Origin of the sequence: Microbacterium sp. Be9 (genome assembly GCF_011754135.1) — a bacterium.
GTDB lineage: Bacteria > Actinomycetota > Actinomycetes > Actinomycetales > Microbacteriaceae > Microbacterium > Microbacterium maritypicum_A.
The window spans coordinates 232969-257503 of record NZ_WNWT01000003.1; the positions used below are offsets into that span (position 1 = coordinate 232969).

Sequence of the window (24535 nt, forward strand, 5' to 3'; positions counted from 1 at the left end):
TGCGCGCCCGGAGCCATGGAGAACCGTGAACGCCACAGCCACAGCATCCCCCGGGAGCGCACGCATACGCGTGCTGCTCGCCGCTTTCGTCTCCTTCCTCCTCATCGCCGCCGGCGCCGTGATCGTGCCACCCGCGCACGCCGCCGGTGCGATGGTCACTGCCACGGTCGCCTCCGCAGGCGCCTCCGGAGTGAGTGTGCAGGTGCAGGCGAGCGGTCTCCCCGAAGTCGAGGGCGCATACGCGGCGCTCATCGTGAAGGGGACGGAGGCGGGCCTCTCCGGTGGTGGCGGGTACGCCGCCTTCGTGATGCCGACCGTCGCCGGAGGGGCGAGCACGTTCACGCTCGACGCACCGGCCGGCTCGCTGGACCGCACGAAGACCTATGAGGTTCTCGTCTGGCAGAAGCACTCGAACCCGAACGAGACCACGATCTACGGCCGCGGCGACGTCGGCATCTCGGCCGGGCAGTGGGACGCGGTGTTCGGTGCCGCCCCCACCGATCCGGGAACCGACCCCGGAACCGATCCGGGGACCGATCCTGGCACGGATCCGGGGACCGATCCTGGCACGGATCCGGGGACCGATCCCGGTACGGATCCGGGGACCGATCCCGGTACGGAACCGGGCGAGACCCCGAAGTCGGCGACGATCGAGGTGTTCCTCGCCGACGGCACGACTCCGGCCGCCGGTGTGGCGCTCAAAGCCGGCGACAAGGTCGTCGTGAAGGGCTCGGGTTACGACCCGGCGGCGAACCTCGGGACCGAGGGCCGTGGTGTGCCGATCCCGAAGCACCTTCCGCAGGGCACATACGTGGTGTTCGGCAATTTCGCTTCGGCATGGCAGCCCTCGACGGGTGCGGTATCTTCGAGCCGTTCCGTCGGTGCGCAGACGTGGGCTCTGGCCGAGGGCGTGCTGAACCAGGTTCCCGCGCAGTACCAGAGCGCGATCCGCGCGCAGTGGGTCGACATCGCGGCCGACGGCACGTTCCAGGCGACCGTGACCCTGAAGGATGCCGCGGCGACGCCGGGGTCTTACGGGATCTACACGTATGCCGCCGGTGGCGTGATCAACGCCGACCAGGAGCGCAGTGTCGCCCTGAACTACACCGAGACTCCGACGGTCTCCACAGCCGTGAAGACGGCGACGGCGACGAACGGTCTGACCGTCACGGCCTCCGGGACCAAGCTCGGAGCGATCCCGGGTGCGTACGTCGCGTTGATCGAGAAGGGCACCGAGGCGAACGTCACCGGCAGCGGCGGGTTCCTGGCGATGCAGTACGTGCGCCCGATCTCCGGCGGCGCCTTCACGGTGGACCTGACCGCCGCCGCCGACAAGCTCGACCGCACGAAGTCCTACGAGGTCATCGCGTGGAAGCAGCACTCGAACCCCGATGCGAGCACGATCTATGCACGCTCGACCATCGCCGTCACCGACGCACAGTGGGAGAGCCTGCAGCCGGCTCCGGTCTCGGCGGCGATCGAGGTGTTCCTCGCCGACGGCACGACTCCGGCCGCAGGTGTGGCTCTCAAAGCCGGTGACAAGGTCGTCGTGAAGGGCTCGGGCTATGACCCGACCGCGAATGTCGGTGGACGCGGGATGCCGATCCCCCAGCACCTTCCGCAGGGCACCTACGTGGTCTTCGGCAACTTCGGCTCGACATGGCAGCCTTCGACGGGTGCGGCATCGTCGACCCGATCGGTGGGCGCGCAGGCCTGGGCTCTGGCCGAGGGGGTGCTGAACCAGGTTCCCGAGCAGTACCAGAGCGCGATCCGTGCGCAGTGGGTCGACATCGCCGCCGACGGCACGTTCCAGGCGACGCTGACGCTGAAGGACGCCGCGGCGGCCCCCGGTTCCTATGGGATCTACACGTATGCCGCCGGTGGCGTGGTCAACGCCGACCAGGAGCGCAGCGTCGCCCTGAACTACGGCGACACCTCGGTCATCACCTCCACGGTGAAGTCGGCGAGCATGAAGGACGGCCTGACCATCACCGCTGCGGCTTCGAAGCTCGGTGCGATCACCGGTGCCTACGTCGCTGTGATCGAGAAGGGCGCCGAAGGGAGCGTCACCGCGGGCGGCGGGTTCGTCGCGATGCAGTACGTGCAGAAGGTCACGGGCGGCGCGTTCACGGTGGACCTGACGGCCGCGGCCGACAAGCTCGACCGCACGAAGGCGTATGAGGTGATCGTCTGGAAGCAGCACTCGATGCCCGATGCGAACACGATCTACGCTCGCGGCGCCATCACAGTCAGTGACGAGCAGTGGGACGCGCTCTTCCCGGCGGGGCCGACTGTGGGCACGACGGTCAAGGTTGCGACCGCGAAGGACGGCCTGACCGTCGCAGCAGCGGCCACCAATCTCGGCGAGATCCCTGGAGCCTATGTCGCCCTGATCGAAGCCGGCACCGAGGGCAACGTGAGTGCCGATGGTGGGTTCCTCGCGATGCAGTACGTGCAGAAGGTCACGTTCGGCGCCTTCGCGGTCGATCTCACGACCGCGGCGAAGAACCTCGACCGCACGAAGTCGTATGAGGTCATCGTGTGGAAGCAGCATTCGATGCCCGACGCGAGCACGATCTACGCCCGCTCGACCGTGACGATCACCCCGCAGCAGTGGGACGACCTGTTCGGTGTGACGGTGCCGGAGAAGCCCGTCACCCCGACGACTCCGCCCACGAACGTCCCTGGCGGATCACTCCGCTGGGCGATCTCGTCGTCGTTCACGAACTACATCACGGGTGACATCGCGAAGGGCTCCATCGCGGTCTCCGACGGCGCGACCCGTTCGGGCGGGCAGTTCCAGTTCGGTCAGACCGTCGGCGGCGACTTCGACGTGAACACCGGCCTCGGCAGCGTCGTCTATCGCGGCTCGGTGCGCTTCACCGGTCACCAGGGCGTGCTCGATGTGACCGTGTCGAACCCGCAGATCCGCATCACCTCGGCATCGGCGGCGACGCTGTACGTCACGAGCGGCGGCGCACAGGTGCCGTTCGCGACGCTCGATCTCTCCAACGCGGCGCGCATCGCGGCCAACGGTGCCGTGACCTACACGGCGGCGCCCGCGGCGCTGACGGATGCCGGTCGAGACCGCGTGCTCGCCGGCTACGGCACCGCGCTGAACCCGGTGACATTCACGATCGGCTCCGTCGCGGCGGCGCCGGCCGGTTCGAGCGGAACGGTTGCTGCCGCTGTCGTGAAGCCGAAGACCACCCTCCCTGCTGCCCCGCCGGCGACCGAGGGCATCCAGGCAGACGACGAGAACCTCGCAGCCCTCGGAGCGGGCCAGCCGGCCACGGTGTCGGCAGCCGGGTTCCGCGCGAACGAGCAGGGCATCAAGGTCGTCGTGTACTCGACGCCTGTGCTGCTCGAGACGGTGACGGCCGACGCGAACGGCATCGCGACCTGGTCGGGTTCGCTGCCGGCAAGCCTCGAGGACGGCGAGCACACCCTCACGTTCCAGGGCTCGGTGAACCGCGGTCTCGTGTTCACCCTGAACAGGGCGAACACCACGATCGGTGTGTGCACGGTCGAGGGCGCAACTCTCAAGTGGGGATACAAGGAGTCGTTCCGCACCTACATCGAGGGCATCGCGAAGGGCGGGTGGACGCTGACCGACGTGGCCTACCAGTACCCCGACTACGTGTGGGAGAACGGCACCGGATCGTTCGACGACAAGACCCTCGCGGGCCTCGTGACCTACGGCGGCAGCATCACCTTCACGGGTCACGACGGTGCGCTCAACACGACGCTCGGGAATGCGGCCGTCGAGCTCGCTGGGGACAAGGGCTACCTGGTCTTCGACGTGACCGGTACGACGCAGGGCGGCGAGAGCATCGACCAGAAGGGCGTTCGCCTCGCGGAGTTCGCGCTCGGCGACGCGGCGGTCGTCGACGGCGTGCTGACGCTCGACGCAGTCCCGACCACGCTGACCGAGGCCGGAGCATCCGCATTCGGCACCTACGCCGCAGGCGAGCAGCTCGACCCGGTCACCGCCGTGATCCCGGTGGGCGCGGCCTGCGGCGTCGCGGAGGAGAAGCCCGCCTCCGACTCCGAGGCCACCGCCGCGGTGACCACCGCGACCGAGCCCGCGGCATCAGACGGCGCCCCCGTGTGGCCGTGGATCGTGGGCGGCCTGATCGTCGTCGCCCTCGCGGCGACCGGTGGTGTGCTCATCGCCCGCCGCAACCGCACGGAAGAGACCGCGCAGACGACGACCGAGGTCTAGTCGAGACGCGATACGGACGGCCCTCCCCGCAGCGGACGCGGGGAGGGCCGTCCTTCCGCGACGCCCCGGGTACGCGACACGCGTCGGCGGTGGGACAATGGATGCATGGCCCCCACCGATTCCCACCAGACCGTCGAAGCGACCGTGCGCCGTGTGCCGCGGTACGGCGTGCTCATGGGCATCGGCGTCGTGGTCGGCGTGATCGCCGCCGGCATCCTCACCTGGACCGGCAGCTTCGACGAGTCGCAGGCCCTCGACGTCGTCTACCCGCCCGGTCAGGTGTTCGGCTTCCTGCTGCTGTGGACGGTGCCGATCGGCATCGCGCTCGGCGGCGTCACCGGTCTGATCCTGGAGCGCATCGCCCGCCGTCACGACCGCGTCGTCCGGGTCGACCGCGAAACCGTCGTCGACGAGGACTGACCCCTTCACCTACCGCCGAGTGCACGGCGTACCGCCGAGTGCACGGCGTATCGCCGAGTGCACGGCTTCTTTGCGCAGCTATCCCGTGCACTCGCAAGCAATCCGTGCACTCGCGGGGACGGTGGATCCCGGAAGCTGCGGGGGCTAGGCCAGCTCGGCGATCACCGGACGGATCGCGGCGTCGAACGCCACGACGTCGCGGCGCAGACCGTCGGTCACCGCCACCGTGAGCGCCCCGATCCACCAGATGCCGCGCTGCGAGAACGGCAGCACCTGCACGTTGAGCTCGAACGAGTGCGCGCGTCGGCCGACTTCGCGCTCGAACTCCGCGATCGCACTCGCATAGGCGCGGTATGCGTCGCCTCCGGTGTGGCTCTTCATCGAACTCACGTAGCGGTCGTGCGCGGCGCGCGCGTAGAGCAGAGCCGACGTCGCCTGCGGGGCGATGGCCGCTGTGAGCTCCTCCGCACCGTGGGCGGGCAGGGCGACCAGGGTGTCGAACCCGTCGATGAGCTCGAGTGGCACGTCGGAAGGATGCGCGCGCGGCTCGACCGTCATGTCCCAGTAGTCGCGCCACTGGGCCTCGATCGTGGGGGAGACGTCGACGGCATCCGGCGCGCGGACGGCGAGTTCGCGGAGGCTCGGCAGGTCCTCCGGAACCCGGATGCCGAGGCGCTGCCGCAGTGCGAGCGCGACGAGCACGGGTACGCTCGCGTCTTCGCGGATGAGCCACTGCGGCTTGTCGGCCATGGCCCCATCGTAGGCGGCTCGGGGCTCCGGATCCGAGGTCCGACTTCGCGGAGAGTCGGACCGGCCGCGGGCGGTAGGCTGGAGATGTGGCTGCCTCCCCCACCAATCCCTATTCCGAAGCCGGCGTCGACACCGCTGCAGGTGATCTCGCCGTCGAGCTGATGAAGTCTTCCGTGCGCGCGACGCACGGTCCCGAAGTGCTCGGCGGTGTCGGCGGTTTCGCCGGCCTGTTCGATGCCAGCGCGCTGCGCGACTTCCGTCGCCCGCTGCTCGCGACCAGCACCGACGGCGTCGGCACGAAGGTCGCGATCGCGCAGGCGATCGACAAGCACGACACGATCGGGCAGGATCTGGTCGGCATGGTCGTCGACGACATCGTCGTGGTGGGCGCCAAGCCGCTCTTCATGACCGACTACATCGCGTGCGGCAAGGTCGTCCCGGAGCGGATCGCCGACATCGTCCGCGGCATCGCCCAGGCATGCTCGGCCACCGGCACCGCGCTGGTCGGCGGAGAGACCGCGGAGCACCCGGGCCTGCTCGGCCCCCGCGACTACGACGTGGCGGGAGCCGCGACCGGAGTGGTCGAGGCCGATGCGATCCTCGGCGCGGAACTCGTGCAGGACGGCGACACGGTGATCGCGGTCGCCTCCAGCGGACTGCACTCCAACGGCTACTCCCTGGTTCGTCACATCGTGACCCGCGCGGGCATCGGCTACGGCGACAACGCCGCCGACTTCGGCACGACCTGGGGTGAAGCGCTCCTCGAGCCGACCCGCCTCTACACGCTGCCGCTGCTTCGTCTGATCGAGCAGCTCGGCGGCTCCACGGGAACCGGCGGCGTGCACGCCCTCAGCCACGTCACCGGCGGAGGCATCGCGGCGAACCTCGCGCGCGTGCTCCCGCAGGGCAGTTGGGTCGAGGTCGACCGCAGCAGCTGGTCGCCGAGCCCGGTCTTCCGCGTGCTCAGCGATATCGCCGGGTCCACGCTGGAGTCGGCGGAGGGCACCTGGAACCTCGGCATCGGCTTCCTCGCCGTGGTCGCCGCGGAGAAGAAGGATGCCGCGATCGCGGCGCTGAACGCCGAGGGCATGCCCTCGTGGCAGGTCGGGACCGTCGGCTTCGGGCCGCGTCCGGCCGGCGAGTTCGAACAGGGCGCCAAGGGCGTCGACGGTGGAGCAGTGCGCCTGGTCGGCGCCTACGCGGACGGAGCGAAGTAAGAGCCCATGTGCGGCATCGTCGGAATGGTGGGCTCTGCCCCGGTCAATCAGGACATCTACGACGCACTCCTGCTGCTGCAGCACCGCGGCCAGGATGCGACGGGAATCGCCACCGCCGAGGCGAACGGCGTGATGCACAACGCCAAGGCGCAGGGAATGGTCCGCGAGGCGTTCCGCACCCGCGACATGCGAGCCCTGCTCGGCAACGTGGGTCTCGGCCACGTGCGCTACGCCACCAAGGGCACGGCCTCGAACGAAGAGGAGATGCAGCCGTTCTACGTGAACGCGCCGTACGGCATCATCCTCATCCACAACGGGAACCTCACCAACACGCGTGAGCTCACGGCCGACATGGCCAAGCGCGATCGCCGCCACCTCAACTCCTCCAGCGACACCGAGCTGCTGCTCAACGTGCTCGCCGGCGAGCTGCAGAACACGACCTCGACCGTCGACCTCGACCCCGAGCGGGTGTTCGAGGCCGTGGCGCGCACGCACGAGCGCATCGAAGGCGCCTACGCCGTGATCGCCGTCATCGCCGGCTACGGACTGCTCGCCTTCCGTGACCCGTTCGGCATCCGTCCGCTGATCCTGGGTCGTCGTCCCTCGACCGTCCCCGGCGCCGAGGGCAAGGACGAGTGGGTCGTCGCGAGCGAGTCGCTCGTGCTCGAGAACGGCGACTACGACGTCGTGCGCGAGGTCGAGCCGGGCGAGGCGATCTTCATCACCAACGACGGAGAGCTGTTCTCGAAGCAGTGCGCCACGGCCGCCACTCTCGCACCGTGCGCCTTCGAGTACGTCTACCTCGCCCGTCCCGACTCCGTCATGAACGGCATCTCGGTGTACGAGTCTCGTCTGCGCATGGGCGACCGGCTCGCCGACACGATCGCCAAGCACGTGCCGATGGACAAGATCGACGTGGTCATGCCGATCCCCGACTCGTCGCGCCCTGCGGCGATGGAGGTCGCCCGCAAGCTCGGCATCGAGTACCGCGAGGGCTTCTACAAGAACCGCTACGTCGGCCGCACCTTCATCATGCCGGGACAGGCGGTGCGCAAGAAGAGCGTGCGCCAGAAGCTCAACGCCATGTCGACCGAGTTCCAGGGCAAGAACGTGCTCCTGATCGACGACTCGATCGTGCGGGGCACCACCTCCAAGGAGATCATCCAGATGGCGCGCGATGCCGGCGCCGCCTCGGTGACCTTCGCTTCTGCTGCGCCTCCCGTGCGGCACCCGCACGTGTACGGCATCAACATGCCGTCGCGCCACGAGCTCATCGCGCACGGGCGCACGATCCCCGAGATCGCCGAGGAGCTCGGGTGCGATCACCTGGTCTACCAGGAGGTCGAAGACCTCAAGGCCGCGATCATCGAGGGCTCGGCGCTCACCGATCTCGACATGAGCTGCTTCGACGGCCGGTACGTGACCGGCACCGTCTCGGATGAATACCTGGCCTGGGTGGAGGGGTCACAGACCTCATGACGATGCCGAGTGCGCGACCGCTCTGGCAGGGTCGGGCTCTCGCACTCGTGGGGATCGTCCTGGTGGCGTTCTCGCTGCGCTCGGCGGTCGCCTCCCTGTCTCCGGTCATCGACCACGTCGCCGAGGACTTCTCGGTCTCGCCGGTCGTCGTCGGCCTCATCGGTGCCGCACCGCCGGTCTGCTTCGCGATCTTCGGTCTGCTCACGCCGCTGTTCGAGCGTCGATTCGGCCTGGAGCGGATGGCGGTCGCCGCGATCACGCTCATGGCTCTGGGCCTGCTGCTGCGCGGCCTCGCGTTCGATTCGACGACTCTGCTCGCGGCCACCGCGGTCGTGTTCGCGGGCGTCGGCTCGGGCAACGTGCTCCTCCCGCCGCTGGTGAAGAAGTACTTCCCGGATCGGCTCGGGGTGATGATGACCATCTACTCGACCACGATGGCGGTGTCGACGTTCCTGCCTCCGCTGGTCGCCGTGCCGGTGGCCGACTCTCTCGGCTGGCGGGTGTCGCTGGGGATGTGGGGCATCGTCGCGGGTATCGCGCTGGTGCCCTGGGTGGCACTGCTGCTGAAGAACGGCTCGCGGGCGGTCGAGCCGGTGAATCGCGATCCGGTGAAGAACGAGCTCCTGGCCCCCGACCCGACCGACGGCGTCGACGACGTGCAGGATGCGGTGGCCGTCGCGACCGGTCCGATCTCGACCACCCCTGCGAACCGCCGGTACTTCGCCCGGCTGTGGCGGCTTCCGCTCGCCTGGGCGCTCGCGATCGTCTTCGGGGCGTCGTCGACCATGGCGTACGTCTCGTTCGCATGGATGCCGACCATGCTCGTGGACATCGGTGACGTCACTCCGGCGACCGCGGGCTTCCTGCTCTCCCTCTTCGCGCTGATCGGTCTCCCGTGCTCGCTGCTCGTGCCGATCCTCGTCGTGCGCTTCCAGGCGACGCGCCCGCTCTTCTTCGTCGCGGTCGGCGGAGGGCTGGTGGGGCTCGCCGGCTTCCTGTTCGCGCCGACCGTGGCCCTGCCGCTGTGGGTGAGCATCTTCGGCCTCACAGCCATCATGTTCCCTCTGAGTCTGGTGCTGCTCAGCATCCGCGCCCGCACTCCGGAGAGCGCAGTGGCGCTGAGCGGCTTCGTGCAGAGCATCGGCTACGCCATCGCGGCGACTTTCCCCCTGCTGGTCGGACTGCTGCACGAGACGACCGCGGGCTGGCGGATTCCGCTGCTCGTCATCGCGGGTGTGCTGATCGTCGCGATCCCCGCCGGCATCGTCGCGGGGCGGCGCCGCACGGTCGAGGACGAGTGGGAGCACCGGCACGGTCGCTGGTGACACCGTGGGCCGGCGCCTGCGCGACGTCACTCGGCCATGCGTTCCCCGGCGGGGGAGAGCACCCACCAGATGCCGCCGACGCCCTGACCGTTGACGTCTCCTGCGGCGGCATCACCGGCGAAGTAGTAAAGCGGCCAGCCGTTGAGGGTCACCTGAGTGGAGCCGTCGGCCGTGGTGATGGTGCCGACTTCGCCGGTCACGCCTTCGACGGCCGGCGCGTCGCTCTCGACGGTCAGCGGCGGCCAGTTCGTCAGGCACTCGCCGGTGCACGAGCTCTTCCCCGAGCCCTGCGTGTCGTTGTCGAACATGTAGAGCGTCTTCCCGTCGGCGTCGACGACGATCTCGCCGAGATCCGAGTCCGCGGTCATCAGAGTGCCTGAGCCGGACGACGATCCCGAGGTGGGGGCGCTAGATCCGGAGGACTGGCCGTAGGCGCCGCCCGTGTCCTGCGCCCCACCGCCGGAGCTTCCGCCGGTCGACGTGCAGCCGGCGACGACGAACGTCATGAGCAGCGCGGCGACGGCCGCGGTCTTCGAGACTCTCGAGAGCATGGTGAACCTCCTGTGCAGGACCGCGGGTGCGGTCATGGGGTACACGAGAGGCGACGGGGAAAGGTTCAGGGTCCGTCGAGCGCCGATCGCATCAGCACGGTTCCGGAGTCGACGGCACGGATCTCGACGGCGGCGATGTCGGACGCCGGGAGTTCGGTGCCGGCGCTCAGGCGCGCCGTGGTTCCGGGGTACGCGCGCCAGGTCGACAGCACGCTCTCGGTGCCGTCGTCGCTCACCACCACCAGCGCGTAGGCCCATCCATCCGCGGGCGCGTCGCCGCTGCCATAGTCGCAGATCATGTCGAGTCGGGTTCCCCAGGCGACATCGGTGAGGCTGACGGATGCGGTCAGCGGCGCGTCTCGAAGCTGCTCGAGCGCGATCGTGGTCGACGGTGGACGCAGAGTAGAGATCACGGGCACCGCCACGGTGGCCACCACGATCGCGGCGGCTGCGGCGATGCCGACGATCCGCGCACGGCGACGGCGTCGGGCGCGCTCGGTGGCCAGGGACAGCACGCGCGCGCGGTGCTCCGGGGCCGGAGTCTCGACACCCGCTGCCTGCAGCAGCGATTCCGCCCGCTCGGGGGGTACCCGGGAGAGCAGGCCGGGGATCGGCGTGATCTCGGCGATGGCCGCGCGGCACTCGGCGCACTGCGAGAGGTGCGCCTCGTATTCGGCGCGATCGGCGGCGCTGAGAGCTCCGAGTACGTAGGCGGCATCCCCGTCGGCATAGCGCCCGTGGTCGGCGTTCATCGCGTCACTCCCTTCTCCTGCAGCCCGAGACGCAGCGCGCGCAGGCCGTAGTGCAGCCTCGACTTCACGGTTCCCTCCGGGATCGTCAGCTCGTCGGAGATCTCCGACACGGTGAGCCCTCGGTAGTACGCGCGGATCACGACCTCGCGATGCGCCTCGGAGAGGGCCGAGAGCGCCTCTTCGATGAGGATCGCATCGAAGATGGCGTCTGTCGCGTCTCGCATGGCGGAGTCTGGGGGTTCATCCGTCGTGATCTCCCGGCGGTGGTGGGCGCTGCGCACCTCGTCCACGACCAGGTGTCGGGCGACCGTGTACATCCAGGATCGTGTCGATTCCGGATCCTCGGCGAGGATCCGCGGAGTGCGCCAGGCGCGCAGCAGCGTCTCCTGGACCACGTCGTCGGCACCCGCTCGATCCCCGGTGAGGTGCACGACATAGCGCCAGATCGGTGCCGCATGCGCGTCGTAGAGCGCGCCGAGACGCGCCGCATCATCCTTCGGCATCCGCCACCTCCTTCGGTCCTCTCCGAAGACACGAGACAGCCGGGCGAGAAGTTCATCTGAACCTCGCGCGATGTCATCCCGTGTCCTGAGTATGGACCTCTTCGAGATCGACGGCCTCCCGCTGCATCCGCTCATCGTCCACGCGGTGGTCATCCTCGTGCCGCTCACGGCGCTGGCACTGATCCTCGGCGCCTTCCTGCCCGCCGCGCGCAAGAGGCTCGGCGTCGTCACACCGATCGCCGCGCTGGCCGTGCTGGTGCTCGTGCCCATCACGATGCTCGCGGGTGAGGCGTTGGCGCAGCAGGTGGGACCGGTGCCGGCCGTCGTCCATCATGCGGCTCTCGGCGGGCTCCTGTGGCCATGGGCGCTGGCGATGTTCGTCGTCGCCGCGGTGCAGTGGTGCTGGTACCGCTTCACCGAGGGGCCTCGCAGGACAGCGCGCATGATTCTGGCCGCATTGGCCGTGGTGAGCGGCGCAGGGAGCACGGTCATGGTCGTGCTTATCGGCGAGGCCGGCGCCCGGGCGGTGTGGGGCGGGTGAGAACAGCTTCTGTCGACGTCGGAGGGGCGGCGGTGACGTCGTCTGTCGTGTCTTCGGTCACGTCGGGAATCCGGCTGTATCGATATGTCCCCACGCTCTTCAGCTGGGTCAGCGCCTGGACCAACGCGCGTAGCTCTCTCAGTGGGACAGCCCTCATCGAGATCTCTCGTGTGCCTCTGTCGGCAACGGTGACCTTCATCGTGTTCGCAGGGAGCCATCGGCCCACGGGGCTGACGACGGATTCGTAGTGAAGGATCGAAGAAGCTCGGAAGAGAAGCCGCCTACGGAACAGGATTCCTCGATGGATCTCCACGACCCCGTCGGGTGAGAGGAAGAACCGGGACGGTGCGCGCACGCTCCACAACGCGATGACGATGATCAGAGCTGTGCCTGCTACCACCGACCACGCCGCTCCGATCAACGACTGGACGATGATGATCGCCCCGATCCAGATCGCACCGATGGCGATCACGCCGAAGAGCCTCGACCGCGCGATGAGTGTGCCCTGCCGATGATTCGGGAAGACACTCTGAATCGCTGAAGTCGCTTCTCGGGCCGTGGCATGAGGAGACAAGAAGTTCAGTGGGTCTCCCTCACCCGATCCGCCCGACACGCGCACGATGCTGCGATGAGCCAGACGAAACAGAACGGGCTGCTGCAGATCGAGCAGGGTGATGTCAGCGCAATCGATCGTGCGCGTCCTGGTCGACAGCAGTCCCTGTCGGGTCTCGATCAGTTCCGCCGTCCGCCGGATCCGGAAGTTCGACATCTCCACCATCCTGGAGATGACCCCTGTCGCGATCGCCAGCGCACACGTGCCTGCCAGGGCGACCACCATCATCGCGACCGGCAACCGGATCAGTCGTTCCCAGAGAAAGAGGGAAGTCTGAATGATGTCGCGTTCCAAGAACTGCGAGAGCAATCCGATCGCGGCGATGGCGAGGGGGAAGATGACGTACCACCGCGAATGCGTGAAGGCGTACAGCCAGATCTCGGCGCCCGTGAACTCCTCCCTGTCGTCGAAGAAGTCGACATCGCGGGCGCCCGTCTCGCGGGAGCTTTCGATATGGGTGCGGAGTTCTGCGATCGCCGCAGGGGTGAGTGCTCTGAAATGGATGTCGTTCGCCTGCCCCGTACCGTGGGCGACTCGGAGTTCGGATCGCCCGAACAGGCGCAGAAGCCAGGGGGTTTCGACATAGACGCCCCGCACACTCGACCAGGGCACCTGCAGCGAACTCGAGCTGACATAACCTGACCGGTACGTGAGCTCGGATTCGAGGGGCTGATACGTCGTGCTCCGCCACTCGGCAACCGCGAAGACGAGTCGCACGACGAACCCGACGAGCAGGATCAGATACACCACGAGTGGCACGGGCTTGCCGACCAGTGCGCTGATGAGAAGGGAGACGGCGGTGCCGACGATGCCGCCGAGGAGGGCGCGAACACCGACGATCGCGATCATGACGCGGCTGTTCCTTCTAACCATGAGCATCGGGAGCATGGGCCGATCGGACTTCGCGTTGCAGATCGATGAAGGCGTCGTCGGTGACACCGTCGATGTCGACGTACGACCCGGGAACCCGCAATCGGACCTTCACGAGCCCGACGGACCGCATGATCGGTCCCTGGCGCCGCTCGACGATCAGGATCTGCTGCATCGGCAAGAAGTTCTCTCGCTGGAAGACGACGCCCTCCGAGGTATGGATCCCGTCAGATGAGACGGAGTATCGAAAGCTCCGCGCAGCAGCCGGCGTCAGCCAGGTGAGCTCGATGAGCGCGACGACTACGGCGAGTCCGAGGACCGCGAAGACGATGGGGATCCGCATCGCAGGGATGCCGAGCACGAGCCCGACTGCAGCGATGAGGAGTATCGCCCAGAGTATTGCGCTCCGCAGAACGGCGACGACCACGGCCTTCGGTGCCAGTTGCATCAATTCGCTTTCGGTCTCGCGATGAGTTCTGTCTCGCGATGAGGCGGGTGGGAGGAGGTCGCGGATGCGCCTGGCGCTACGCGGAGCGCGGCGGTGCGGTGGACGAGCGCACGATGAGCTGAGGGGCGGTGGAGGGCATCTCGCCGACCGCATCGTGTCCCTCGATCTGAGCGATCACCCGGAGCGCGGCCGCGCGGCCCATCGCCTCGAAGGGTTGGCGGACCGTGGTGAGCGCGGGGGAGGCGTAGGCGGCGAGGGCGATGTCGTCGACGCTCACCACCGAGACGTCGTCGGGAACGCTGCGACCGGCCTCGTGCAGCGCGCGGATCAGTCCGAACGCCATCTCGTCGCTGCTGACGAACACGGCCGTGGCCTCGGGGATGGCCGCGATCGTGCGACCGGCGCGGTAGCCCGACTCGGGCGTCCAGTCGGCGGGGATCAGCGGCGGGGGAACGATTCCGCGGTCGCGGAGCGTCTGTTCCCACGCCTCGCTGCGCTGCTGCGTCTCGGTCCAGTAGTCGTCACCGGAGACGTGCCAGACGGTCTTGTGCCCGAGATCGAGCAGGTGCTCGACGGCGAGACGCGCGATCGCGCGCTGGTCGACGGCGAGCGGGGCGTCTTCGTCGAGAGAGGTGCGCTCGCTGCGGGTTGCGGGGGTGCGTTCGGTGCGCGCCCGCATGGCCGGACTCTCGAGCTCGACCGGCACCCCGAGGATGATGCCTTCCGCGCCCTGACGCTCCAGCCGGTCGAAGGCCTCCAGGAACGCCTCGGCCGACGCATGGTCGGCGACGGCCGCCGTCGAGACGGTGTATCCGTTCGCCGCAGCCGCCTGCTGGATGCCGACACCGAGGGCCGCTGACGAGTATCGGTCGGTCGAGACGACGATCACACCGAGCACACGGGTGCGGCCGGAGGCGAGGGATGCGGCGGCGGCGTGCACGCGATAGCCGAGCTCTTCGACCGCTGCGAGCACGCGCCTGGCGGTGTCGGGGCGCACGTTGTCCTGCCCGGACATGACGCGCGAGACGGTCTGCGTGGAGACTCCGGCGAGCTGGGCGACATCGACCTGGCTGGGGGCGCGGTCGTCTCTCGGGCGACGAGGTGACATGTGCTCAATGGTAGCGATCAATCGGCGTGAATCCAGGAGGCGGCGAGTCGTGTGATGCGATAATGTGAACGCAAACACTCGTGCTTGGAGCGCTATGCCTGACCTTCTCGCCTCGGCTCTCGACGACTCTTCCGTCGCCGTCGACGCCCCGGCCGCCGCGTCGCCGATCGGCGCGCCCACCTTGACCTGGCGTGACGGGGAGATTCTCCGCGACGGCGTCGCCCACCGCATCCTGGCGGGCTCGATCCACTACTTCCGCGTCCATCCCGACCAGTGGGAGGACCGCCTCCGTCGGCTCGCCGCGATGGGCGCGAACACGGTCGACACGTATGTCGCCTGGAACTTCCATGAGCGCGTCGAGGGCGATGCGCACTTCGACGGGTGGCGCGACATCGAGCGCTTCATCCGCCTCGCCGGAGACGTCGGACTCGATGTCTTCCTCCGGCCCAGTCCCTACATCTGCGCCGAGTGGTCCAACGGCGGCATCCCGTTCTGGCTGTCGGGGCGGGTCACGGCACTGCGCACCAGCGACGCCGACTTCCTCGCGGCGGTCGACGCGTGGTACGACGCGCTGATCCCCCGCCTCGCCCCTCTGCAGGCGGCGCACGGCGGACCGATCGTCGCGATCCAGATCGAGAACGAGTACGGCTCGTTCGGCAGCGATTCCGCCTACCTCGCACACCTGCGCGATGGGCTCCGTCGCCGCGGGATGGTCGAGATGCTCACGACCGCCGACGGCATCACCGGCGACATGATCGAGCACGGCAGTGTTCCGGGTGCGATGGCGACCTTCACCTTCGGTACCGGCGTCGCGCGGGCGGTCGAGCTGCGTCGCGAGGGCGATGCGCTCATGTGCAGCGAGCTGTGGGGCGGCTGGTTCGACCACTGGGGCGAACGGCACCACGTGCGCTCCGCCGCGAGCACCGGCGGCACGATCGCGGAGTTGCTGGCTGCGGGCGGATCCGTGAGCCTCTACATGGCGCACGGCGGCACGAACTTCGGCCTCTGGAACGGGGCGAACCATGACCAGGTGCTGCAGCCGACGGTCACCAGTTACGACTCGGATGCACCGATCGGCGAAGACGGCACGCTGAACGAGAAGTTCCATGCGCTGCGGTCGATGTTCGCGCCGTTCCATGCGGGTGAGCTCCCTCCGATCCCCGCCGATCCGCAGCGGCAGAGCGCCGCGACCGCACCGCTCGAACCACGGGTTTCGCTGGGGGAGCTGATCGCGACTCTCCCCGTGACCGGGGACGTCTCGCCGCGACCGCGCACGTTCGAAGAGCTCGGTGCTGAAGACGGTCTGGTCGCGTATCAGGCGGACGTGTCTTTTCCGGCCGAGGCCGTGCTCACGATCGACGGACTGCATGACCGTGCCGTGGTGTCCCTCGACGGGCTGCGGCTCGGCGTGCTCGAGCGCGATGGCGATACCTCGCTCTCCCTGCCCGTAGGCGGCGGCGCCGGGCGGCTCACGATCGTGGTCGAGAGTCTCGGGCGCATCAATTACGGTCCGTACACGGGTGAGGGCAAGGGCATCATGCGCGGCGTGATGATCGGCCGCCGGCTCGTCAACGGGTGGACGCATCGCCTCATCCCGCAGGATGCTCCTGCCGTGACCGCGCATTCGGCGACTACCCACTTGGCGACTCCCCGCTCGGCGGCTTCCGGCTTGCCGGCGGACGCCTCCGACGGCCTCGCCGTCGCCTCGTTCGACGTCGCCGAGCCGCTCGATGCCTGGCTGGCGTTCCCCGCGGGATCGAAGGGGATGGTCTGGCTGAACGGGTTCCTCCTGGGGCGGTACTGGAAAGTCGGACCGCAGGAGACGCTCTACGCGCCGGCACCGCTCTGGAAGGTCGGCCGCAACGAGATCGTGGTGCTCGATACCGATGGCCTTGGAGCGAAGGTCGAGATCCGTGAGGAGCCCTCCTTCGGAGAGACCGAGGAGTTCATCGGCTCCTGAGCCGGAACGTCAGAAGAGCCGCCTCGCACCGTGTGCGCGGGGCGGCTCTTCTCGTCTGTGGCGGATGACCTTTGGCCAATGTTTGCGCTCGCTTACAACAGAGCCTTGATATACCGGACTCCGTCTGCATATTGTGATAGCGCAAACATCGAGGTGTGTCATCGATGATCATCTGCGACGCATCGGGGCGTCTGTGCTCCCGGACGTCGCTCCGACCGAGAGGCAAGACGTGTCGAAACCTTCCCGACCGCCCCGCGCGGCCGTTGCCCTCAGCTCCCTGCTGGCGACGGCGCTCGCGTTCGGCGGCGTGCTCATCCAGGCGCCGGCTGCGCAGGCTGCCGATCTGATCCCCGTCCCCAAGACCGACTACCGCCTGCACGGGGTGTCGAGCGAATCGGACCCCTACCCGGCTCCGCCATCGGTCGACGGCACGGCGCTCGCCGCCTTCGATGGTGATTTCGGTACGCAGTGGGTCTCGCGCTACACGGAGAAGGCGCCGTTCCCGCACTGGCTGTCCATCGACCTCCAGCGCTCCGTCTCCGTCAAGGCGCTCGACTACTCGGGCAAGCTCGGACAGCGGATCGACGCGAAGAATGTCGAGGTCTACGTGACCGACGACGCCCAGGCTGCCACCCTCTCGCCGGCGGACGGCGGGTGGGGGGCCGCGGTCGCGACGGCGACCCTGCACGCGCCGACGTCGAACAGTGAGAAGCAGCGCATCTCGCTCGACACCGCGGTCGAGGGTCGGTACGTCGCGCTGCTGATCATCGATGCGCAGGACATGACCGGCAATGGTGCCGGTGGGGGTGAGATCGAGATCCTGTCGGACCAGGAGCTGCCTCCCATCGTCACCGAGCCGGAGGTCCCCGACACCGACGAGAAGGTCGAGATCGCCGACGGCGGCACGACTGCGGTCGTCTCGACCGAGTTCCCCCGCATCGCCGAGTACCGGGTGGGGGACGACAGCATCACCGGGCAGCGCACCTCCGCGAAGACCTGGTCCGTGAACGGGACGAGCTACCCGTCGGAGACCACCTCGACCTCCTCCGCGACCGGAGTCGACTACGTGTCGAAGCTCACCGGCATCGACGTCACGGTGCGCAGCAGCATCCGCGTCGCGAAGAACGGCACCGTCGGGTTCGAGGTCACAGCCGTCGAAGGCTCGGCGACCGTGACCACGCTCGGGCTCCCGGACAACGCGTTCCTCTCCGCGAGCGCTGCGGACGGCGGGGCGACGCTGGATCGCACCGTGATCAGTCCTGACAGCACCAAGAACGCCGACGAGCACATCGCGGTGAACGCATCCACGGCGACCGGCCAGAAAGGGGCGGCATTCGCGTTCCTCGGCAACGGAGCGCTGGTCGGCAGCGTGATCACCAATGCGACGACCCAGGCCTCCGGGGGGAACGCCTCCTGGAACACCCGCCTGACCACGCGCGTGACCGAGGCATCGGGGCGCACGGCCGAGATCGGATCCAGCGCCTGGCTGGTTCACCCCACCACCGCCGTCGACAGCCGCGTCACCACCTACGCCCTGCCCCAGATCACCGTCCTCCTCGCCGCCGACCGCAACGGCGACGCGACCGTCGACTGGCAGGACGCGGCGATCCGCTATCGCGAGGTCGACACCCCGCGTCTCGGTGCCGACCGGGTCGCGGAGCGTGTCGTCAGCCGCATCCCCTTCAATTTCGCGTCCAGTGCGACGAACTACTTCGACCTCGTGCTCGACAACACCAAGCGCATCGCGAACCAGACCGACGGCCTCGGCCAGTGGGTGCTCAACAAGGGCTATGGCAGCGAGGGCCACGACTCGGCGAACACCGACTACGGCGGAAACTACAATGAGCGTGCCGGTGGTCTCGACGACCTGAACACCCTCGTCGACGAGGGCGCGAAGCTCAACGCCGACATGAGCGTGCACGTCAACGCCACGGAGATCTACCCCCAGGCCAACGCCTTCGACCCGGCGATCCTCGACGGCGACGCCCCGTACAAGAAGGGGTGGGCATGGCTCGACCAGTCGTACTACATCAACCAGCAGGCAGACCTCGGCACCGGTCGTGTGCTCGATCGTTTCCAGCAGCTGCGTGACGAGGTACCGGGGCTCAGCGGCGTCTACATCGACGTCTACTACTCCAACGGCTGGGTCGCCGAAGAGCTCGCGGACGAGCTGAACGGCATGGACCTCGAAGTCGCGACCGAATGGGGCGACAAGTTCGTCGACAACACGGTCTGGTCGCACTGGCCGAACGACCTCGCCTACGGCGGCAAGGACAACAAGGGCATCAACTCCACCATGGTGCGCTTCATCCAGAACGGACAGGCCGACATCTGGAACGACGACGCCCTGTTGGGCCAGCAGCGGCTGATCGACGCCGAGGGATGGCAGGGCAACCGCAACTGGGACGGCTTCATGGGCAACATCTGGACGCAGAGCCTGCCGACGAAGTTCCTGCAGCACTTCGATCTGCTCACGTACGAGGCGGGTGCGGAGGCGACGCTGACGGATGACGTCGCCGTGCGCATGGACGGAAGCACCAGGGTCGTCACGATGGACGGGGCGACGGTGCTGCGAGGCGACTCGTACCTGCTGCCGTGGCAGTCGCTGGAGTCGAACGAGGAGGCCGGGTCGCCCGTCGACGCCGACAAGATGTACTTCTACTCCGCATCCGGCGGCGAGAAGACGTTCGGTCTCACCGACGCTTTCCGCGGCAACACGGCCTTCGACGTCTTCGAGCTCGGCGACCAGGGACGCGTCAAGGTCGGCACGGTCAACGCGACGGGCGGTGAGCTCACGCTCACGGGAGACAAGGGCACGGCCTATGTCGTGGTGCCGCAGGGCGGGGCGCAGCGCGCAGCCGTCGACTACCACGACGCCGGTCTCGACGACCCGGGTTTCAACTCCGGTTCGCTCGACGTCTGGAACCCGCGAGGCGAGGTGACGATCGAGCGCACAGATCAGGGAACGGCGAAGACCGAGTCCCGCGGCGACAACATCGCTGTGCTCGGCGCTGCCGCATCGTCCATCACCCAGACCGTCACCGGCCTGAAGCCGGGAGAGCGGTACTCGTTCTCGGCCCAGGTGCAGATCGAGCCGACGGCGACGAGAGACGTCACGGTGGCGGTCGACACGGGGAACGGGGTCGTTCCGGCCACCTGGAACCTCTCCCCGACGGAGAACCGCATGGTGTCGGACTCGAAGGCCGGGTTGGGGTACCAGCGAGGATCGGTCTCCTTCCTGGCACCGGCGTCCGGTCAGGTGGATGTCTCCGTGTCCGCCGTGGCGGGTGAGCCGAAGGTGCGGGTCGACAACGCGCGCATCATGCGCGATACGACTTCGCCTCGTGCCGAGGGCACCGTCTACTCGAACGACTTCGAGGGCAACCAGGCCGGCTGGGGGCCGTTCGTCTTCGCAGGCGACCCCGGCGGCATCCGCACGAGCATCTCGCGCCGCAACGAGCCCTACACGACGAGCGAATGGCGGAACACCGCCATCCCGTTCGACTCGGGGGCACTGGCCGGGCTCGCGGTCGACTCCACCCTGTCGGGGGATCACTCGCTGATGTCGAACTCGGAGTACAGCGGTCTGATCTATCGCACCGACCCGACGCTCGTGCCGTTGCAGGCAGGGCACTCCTACCGGATCGGCTTCGACTACCAGGCCGGGGCGAGCGGCGCATATCGCTGGCTCACCGGGACCGACTCCGTGGCGGGTGGCAAGGTCACGTCGACCACGCTCAGCCGCACGGGGATCACCCAGGCGCTGGAGACGGCACAGTTCTCGCAGGACGTCGTCGTCGGATGCGGCGACTACACCTGGGTGGGACTCGAGCGGGTGGGAGGGCCGGAAGTGGACTTCGTGCTCGACGACTTCACCGTCACCGACCTCGGTCCCACCACCGGCGGCACCCCGTGCGCGACCGTGTCCGGCGAAGCGGGCGTCCTGAGCCCCGGTGCGCAGACCGCGTTCACGACCACCTTCACGAACAGCGAGTCCATCGCCGTCGAGAACATCGGCGTGCAGCTCGAGCTGCCGGAGGGGTACGCGGTTGAGGTCGCCGACGGCTCATCGAACCTGTTCGAGACGGTCGCTCCCGGGGACAGTGTGGACACCACGTGGCTGATCACCGCGCCGGCAGCCGCAGCCGGTACGGGCATCGGAATCGGGATCGCGGCGACGTACCTCGCGGATTGCGACGTGCGCACCGTCCGCACGACGCAGGAGGTGTCGGTGTCCTCGCGGGCACGCATCCCCAACTCGCAGATCACGGTGTCGGCGAGCTCCGAGGAGACAGCCGGTGAAGACGGCGCCGCCGCCAACATGATCGACGGCAACGCCGGCACCTTCTGGCACAGCCGGTGGAGCGTCGACGCGACCTCGTATCCGCACGTGATGACCTTCGATCTCGGTGCCGCCGAGAAGATCGACGGCATCTCGTACCTGCGTCGCAACGCGAACCAGAACGGGCCGATCAAGGGCTATGAGGTCGCGGTCTCCGCGGACGGGCAGGCGTACACGCCGGTCACGTCGGGGGAGTGGCAGAACCTCGCCGACTGGCAGGACGTGGACTTCGCCGAGACCACAGCCCGCTACATCCGGGTCACCGCGACCTCATCGATCTCGGGGACGCAGTTCGCCTCGGTGGCCGAGATGGCCGTCTACGGCTCCTCGGCTCCGCAGGCGGGCCATGCGCCCGCGACGCGTCCGGCCGACGACCTGAGCGCGTGCAACCCGGCTATCGATCCGAAGATCGGTCTCGACACCGACTCGGTGCGCGCCGGGGAGACGGTGGGTGTCGCGCTCACGGGCTTCGGTCCGCGCTCGACGGTGTCGGTGTGGCTCGACGGCGCGAAGCTGACGGATGCGACGGTCGATGAGAAGGGCGCGCTGTCGACGAGACTGCTGATCCCCACCGACGCCTCGCTCGGGAAGCACCGGGTGATCGTCCAGGACGCGTCCGGTGCGGAACTCGCCAGCGCTCCGTTGAAGGTCAAGAAGGCGAAGCCGGGGAAGAAGGCGACCGTCACGGCCTCCATCGGCTCGGTGGTGGCGGGAGGGAGTCTGACCGTGCAGCTGAGCGGGTTCGAGCCGGACGCGGTGGTGCAGCTGTGGCTGCATTCCGAGCCGGTGCGGATCGGCGAGGTGACGGTGTCCGCCGACGGCGACGCCGTGGCCACGGTCTCGATTCCCGCAGCGACGCCGGCTGGAGCCCACGCTCTCGTCGCGACCGACGCCCAGGGCGTGGAGCTGGCGCGCGGGGACCTCACGGTCACGGCCGGTGCTGCCGCTAGCGCCGGTGGCCTCGCGACGACCGGTGCAGACGGAGCCATCTGGGCAGGGGCGGCGGTCGCCGGTCTGGCCGCGATCACGCTCGGCCTCGTCCTCTGGCTGCGGAGACGCCGACTGAGCTGACGCACCGCCCGAACGGCCCGGAGTGCTCCTCCGGGCCGTTCGCCGTCTCTACCGCGCCCCACCCCGCGTCCGCCCGCCCCGCGCCCCGCCCCGCGTCCGCCCGCCCCGCGTCCGCCCGCCCCGCGCCCACCCGCCCTCGCCCCGCCGAGTGCACGGCTCGTTGTCGAGTGCACGACTTGTACGCGTGGAGATTCCGTGCGCTCGCCAGATTCCCGTGCGCTCGCTGAGCCTCCGACCCGGCTTGCCCTCCGACGCCGCACACCCCGCAGCCCCCGCACACCCCGCAACCCCCGCACACCCCGCAGCCACGCAGCACCGCACATCCACCGCGCGCAGACGTCCGCCCTCGGCCGATGGGCCGAGGGCGGACGTGAGGGATGAGACGGGGGATCAGCCCTTGACTGCGCCGGCGGCGAGACCGGAACGCCAGTACTTCTGCAGGGCGAAGAACAGCAGCACGAGCGGGATGACGCCGAGCAGGGCGCCGAGCATGACCGCACCCTTGTCCGGGGCGAAGTAGCTCACCATGCCGTAGAGACCGAGGGTCACGGGCTTCAGATCCTGACTCGAGATCATCATGAGGGGAAGCAGGAAGTTGTTCCACGTCGCGACGAAGATGAACAGGAAGATCGTCACCATCGCCGGACCCAGCAGGCGCATCACGATCGTGAAGAAGATGCGGGCCTCGCCGGCGCCGTCGATGCGAGCTGCTTCGAGCAGTTCGGTCGGCACCGACGACTGGGCGTAGACCATGCCGAGGAAGACACCGAACGGAGACACCGCCGAGGGGATGATGATCGCCCAGACGGTGTTGGTCAGTCCGAGCGCCTGGAACTCGATGTACAGCGGCACCGTCAGCAGCGCCACCGGGAGCAGGAGCCCGGCCATGATCACGCCCACGGCGATGCGCTTGCCGGGGAACGCGAACTTCGCGATCGCGTAACCGGCCATCACGGCGAACAGGGTGCCGATGACGCCCGCACTCACCGAGTAGAGCATCGAGTTGCCGACCCAGCGCCAGAACAGACCCTGGGTCCAGTTCATCAGGCTGTCGTAGTTGGTGCCGAGGTTCCAGTCGGCGAACCAGAAGCCGAAGGTCGAGGTGAGGTCGGTGTTGTTCTTCGTGGAGGCGACGATGAGCCAGTACACCGGCACCAGGAAGTACAGCGTCGCGATCACGAGCGCGATGATGCCGAACGCGCGCGCGACCGGGGTCGGGGCGATCGAGGGCGGCGGAGCATCCACGTCGCGCGGGCGACGGGGGCGTCGGCGCGTGGATGGCTCAGTGGTGATGAGGCGCGTGGTGGTCATGCGTCGCCCTTCCGGCGCTGCAGCAGCGCGTACACGATCGCGAGCACGCCCGCGATCAGAGCCATGAGCAGGGAGTAAGCGGATGCCGGGCCGCTGCCGGACGGTGAGATCTCGCCCATCATCGTGTTGTAGGTGAGCATCATCGGGGTGAAGTCCTTGCCCATCCACGAGTTCGCGGCCTGCAGCACCACCGGCTCGTTGAACAGTTGGATGGTGCCGATGATCGACAGGAGCACGGCGAGCAATGCGGCCCCGCGCACCAGCGGTACCTTGATGCGCATCGAGATCTGGAATCCGGATGCACCGTCGAGGCGTGCCGCCTCATAGAGGTCGCGCGGAACAGCCTGCAGCGCCGACAGGAAGATCAGCATGTTGTAGCCCGTGTAGGTCCACGTCGTCATGTTCGCCATCGAGAACAGGATCGTGCCCGGTGCCATGAAGTCGGTGCCTTCGGGGAGGAAGGGCAGGAAGGGCGACACCTCGGGCGTGTAGAGGTAGAGCCACATCATCGCCGCGATGATGCCGGGAACCGCGTACGGGAGGAAGAACGAGAGCCGGAAGAGCGTGGGACGGCGCACGATGAACGAGTCCAGCAGCAGGGCGAGGCCGAGCGCGACGAAGATCATCACGGGGATCTGCAGTGCGGCGTAGAGGACGACGCGACCCATGCCCGTCCAGAACGCGCCGTTGGTCGCGGCGGTGACGAAGTTCTCGAGACCGACGAACGTGTCGACGAGTTCGCCGCCGCCGTAGAGTCCGTCTCCTGACGGCACCTGCGCGAAGAACGACGAGCGGATCGACACGATGATCGGCACCAGGAAGACCAGCACGAACAGCACCGCGAACGGCGCCATGAACAGCCATCCGGTGAGACCTTCGCGTCGGGTCCCGAACCGGCGCCGGCGGGTGGGATCCGCGGGGATGCGCGATGTCGGCGCCGGTGCCGCACCTCGCGTTTCGGTCACTGTGACCATGGTGTCGCCTCTCGAGGTCAAGACGACGGCGGAGTGCACGATTGCGCGTGCACTCCGCCGTCGATCATCCGATGA

The 24535-nt window shown here is 68.3% G+C and carries 16 protein-coding genes and 1 pseudogene; 8 read left to right on the top strand and 9 right to left on the bottom strand.

The features are described from left to right. Positions 1–25 precede the first annotated feature (25 nt). A complete protein-coding gene (locus GLO27_RS20230) occupies positions 26–4225 on the top strand; it encodes an HtaA domain-containing protein (RefSeq protein ID WP_167253706.1) in 4200 nt (1399 codons plus the stop codon). 105 nt (positions 4226–4330) lie between these two features. Beyond that, positions 4331–4645, top strand: a complete 315-nt coding sequence (locus GLO27_RS03960; protein WP_021199192.1) for a hypothetical protein — start codon at positions 4331–4333, stop codon at positions 4643–4645. 144 nt (positions 4646–4789) lie between these two features. Here the strand turns inward: GLO27_RS03960 and GLO27_RS03965 are convergent, their stop codons facing one another. Next, positions 4790–5395: a zinc-binding alcohol dehydrogenase gene (locus GLO27_RS03965; RefSeq protein ID WP_167253707.1), complete on the bottom strand. Its 606-nt coding sequence runs from the start codon at positions 5393–5395 to the stop codon at positions 4790–4792. Between the two features lie 86 nt (positions 5396–5481). Between GLO27_RS03965 and purM the strand changes: the two genes are divergently transcribed. From purM to GLO27_RS03980, 3 genes are read left to right on the top strand one after another with little or no spacing between them, the layout of a single operon-like run. Continuing rightward, positions 5482–6612 carry a phosphoribosylformylglycinamidine cyclo-ligase gene (purM, locus tag GLO27_RS03970; protein ID WP_167253708.1) on the top strand — a complete coding sequence of 377 codons (1131 nt, stop codon included), beginning with the start codon at positions 5482–5484 and terminating at the stop codon, positions 6610–6612. Positions 6613–6618: 6 nt separating this feature from the next. Beyond that, entirely contained in the window at positions 6619–8091 is a 1473-nt protein-coding gene (gene purF / locus GLO27_RS03975) for an amidophosphoribosyltransferase (RefSeq protein WP_021199189.1), read from the top strand. Beyond that, a complete protein-coding gene (locus GLO27_RS03980; RefSeq protein ID WP_167253709.1) occupies positions 8088–9416 on the top strand; it encodes an MFS transporter in 1329 nt (442 codons plus the stop codon). Before purF ends, GLO27_RS03980 begins: the two co-directional genes overlap by 4 nt. A gap of 26 nt (positions 9417–9442) precedes the next feature. On the opposite strand, the gene GLO27_RS03985 is transcribed toward GLO27_RS03980, so the two are convergent. The 3 genes from GLO27_RS03985 to GLO27_RS03995 form a co-directional block, all read right to left on the bottom strand. Continuing rightward, positions 9443–9967, bottom strand: coding sequence for a hypothetical protein (locus GLO27_RS03985; protein WP_021199187.1), 525 nt, complete (start codon positions 9965–9967; stop codon positions 9443–9445). Positions 9968–10032: 65 nt separating this feature from the next. Continuing rightward, entirely contained in the window at positions 10033–10719 is a 687-nt protein-coding gene (locus GLO27_RS03990; protein WP_167253711.1) for a zf-HC2 domain-containing protein, read from the bottom strand. Next, entirely contained in the window at positions 10716–11222 is a 507-nt protein-coding gene (locus tag GLO27_RS03995; protein ID WP_167253713.1) for a sigma-70 family RNA polymerase sigma factor, read from the bottom strand. Before GLO27_RS03995 ends, GLO27_RS03990 begins: the two co-directional genes overlap by 4 nt. Positions 11223–11292: 70 nt before the next feature. On the opposite strand from GLO27_RS03995, the pseudogene GLO27_RS04000 reads away from it, so the two are divergent. After that, a pseudogene (locus GLO27_RS04000) lies at positions 11293–11760 on the top strand (DUF2231 domain-containing protein); the annotation flags it as partial. On the opposite strand, the gene GLO27_RS04005 reads toward GLO27_RS04000, so the two are convergent. The 3 genes from GLO27_RS04005 to GLO27_RS04015 all read right to left on the bottom strand — a co-directional run bounded on the left by GLO27_RS04005 (position 11723) and on the right by GLO27_RS04015 (position 14802). Further along, a complete protein-coding gene (locus tag GLO27_RS04005; protein WP_347878390.1) occupies positions 11723–13264 on the bottom strand; it encodes a PH domain-containing protein in 1542 nt (513 codons plus the stop codon). The pseudogene GLO27_RS04000 and the gene GLO27_RS04005 sit on opposite strands and share 38 nt — an antisense overlap. Continuing rightward, a complete protein-coding gene (locus GLO27_RS04010) occupies positions 13242–13694 on the bottom strand; it encodes a PH domain-containing protein (protein ID WP_167253717.1) in 453 nt (150 codons plus the stop codon). Before GLO27_RS04010 ends, GLO27_RS04005 begins: the two co-directional genes overlap by 23 nt. A 76-nt stretch (positions 13695–13770) precedes the next feature. Continuing rightward, positions 13771–14802, bottom strand: coding sequence for a substrate-binding domain-containing protein (locus GLO27_RS04015; protein WP_167253719.1), 1032 nt, complete (start codon positions 14800–14802; stop codon positions 13771–13773). A gap of 94 nt (positions 14803–14896) precedes the next feature. Here GLO27_RS04015 and GLO27_RS04020 point away from each other — a divergent pair, with 94 nt between their 5' ends. Together GLO27_RS04020 and GLO27_RS04025 are read left to right on the top strand one after the other, a co-directional pair. Next, positions 14897–16762 carry a beta-galactosidase family protein gene (locus tag GLO27_RS04020; protein WP_208323524.1) on the top strand — a complete coding sequence of 622 codons (1866 nt, stop codon included), beginning with the start codon at positions 14897–14899 and terminating at the stop codon, positions 16760–16762. Between the two features lie 229 nt (positions 16763–16991). Next, entirely contained in the window at positions 16992–22175 is a 5184-nt protein-coding gene (locus GLO27_RS04025) for an endo-alpha-N-acetylgalactosaminidase family protein (RefSeq protein WP_167253721.1), read from the top strand. Between the two features lie 390 nt (positions 22176–22565). Here the strand turns inward: GLO27_RS04025 and GLO27_RS04035 are convergent, their stop codons facing one another. Further along, entirely contained in the window at positions 22566–23486 is a 921-nt protein-coding gene (locus tag GLO27_RS04035) for a carbohydrate ABC transporter permease (RefSeq protein ID WP_029259542.1), read from the bottom strand. After that, positions 23483–24460 carry a sugar ABC transporter permease gene (locus tag GLO27_RS04040; RefSeq protein ID WP_029259541.1) on the bottom strand — a complete coding sequence of 326 codons (978 nt, stop codon included), beginning with the start codon at positions 24458–24460 and terminating at the stop codon, positions 23483–23485. Before GLO27_RS04040 ends, GLO27_RS04035 begins: the two co-directional genes overlap by 4 nt. Between the last annotated feature and the right edge of the window lie 75 nt (positions 24461–24535).

Excerpts from the sequence above, each read along its gene's own strand:
- GLO27_RS04005 (WP_347878390.1), bottom strand. The coding sequence starts at position 13,264 with ATGCTCCCGATGCTCATGGTTAGAAGGAACAGCCGCGTCATGATCGCG.
- GLO27_RS04020 (WP_208323524.1), top strand. The coding sequence starts at position 14,897 with ATGCCTGACCTTCTCGCCTCGGCTCTCGACGACTCTTCCGTCGCCGTC.
- GLO27_RS03985 (WP_021199187.1), bottom strand. The coding sequence starts at position 9,967 with ATGCTCTCGAGAGTCTCGAAGACCGCGGCCGTCGCCGCGCTGCTCATG.
- GLO27_RS03995 (WP_167253713.1), bottom strand. The coding sequence starts at position 11,222 with ATGCCGAAGGATGATGCGGCGCGTCTCGGCGCGCTCTACGACGCGCAT.
- GLO27_RS03990 (WP_167253711.1), bottom strand. The coding sequence starts at position 10,719 with ATGAACGCCGACCACGGGCGCTATGCCGACGGGGATGCCGCCTACGTA.
- purF (WP_021199189.1), top strand. The coding sequence starts at position 6,619 with ATGTGCGGCATCGTCGGAATGGTGGGCTCTGCCCCGGTCAATCAGGAC.
- GLO27_RS04015 (WP_167253719.1), bottom strand. The coding sequence starts at position 14,802 with ATGTCACCTCGTCGCCCGAGAGACGACCGCGCCCCCAGCCAGGTCGAT.
- GLO27_RS04035 (WP_029259542.1), bottom strand. The coding sequence starts at position 23,486 with ATGACCACCACGCGCCTCATCACCACTGAGCCATCCACGCGCCGACGC.
- GLO27_RS03980 (WP_167253709.1), top strand. The coding sequence starts at position 8,088 with ATGACGATGCCGAGTGCGCGACCGCTCTGGCAGGGTCGGGCTCTCGCA.
- GLO27_RS03965 (WP_167253707.1), bottom strand. The coding sequence starts at position 5,395 with ATGGCCGACAAGCCGCAGTGGCTCATCCGCGAAGACGCGAGCGTACCC.
- GLO27_RS03960 (WP_021199192.1), top strand. The coding sequence starts at position 4,331 with ATGGCCCCCACCGATTCCCACCAGACCGTCGAAGCGACCGTGCGCCGT.
- GLO27_RS04040 (WP_029259541.1), bottom strand. The coding sequence starts at position 24,460 with ATGGTCACAGTGACCGAAACGCGAGGTGCGGCACCGGCGCCGACATCG.
- GLO27_RS04010 (WP_167253717.1), bottom strand. The coding sequence starts at position 13,694 with ATGCAACTGGCACCGAAGGCCGTGGTCGTCGCCGTTCTGCGGAGCGCA.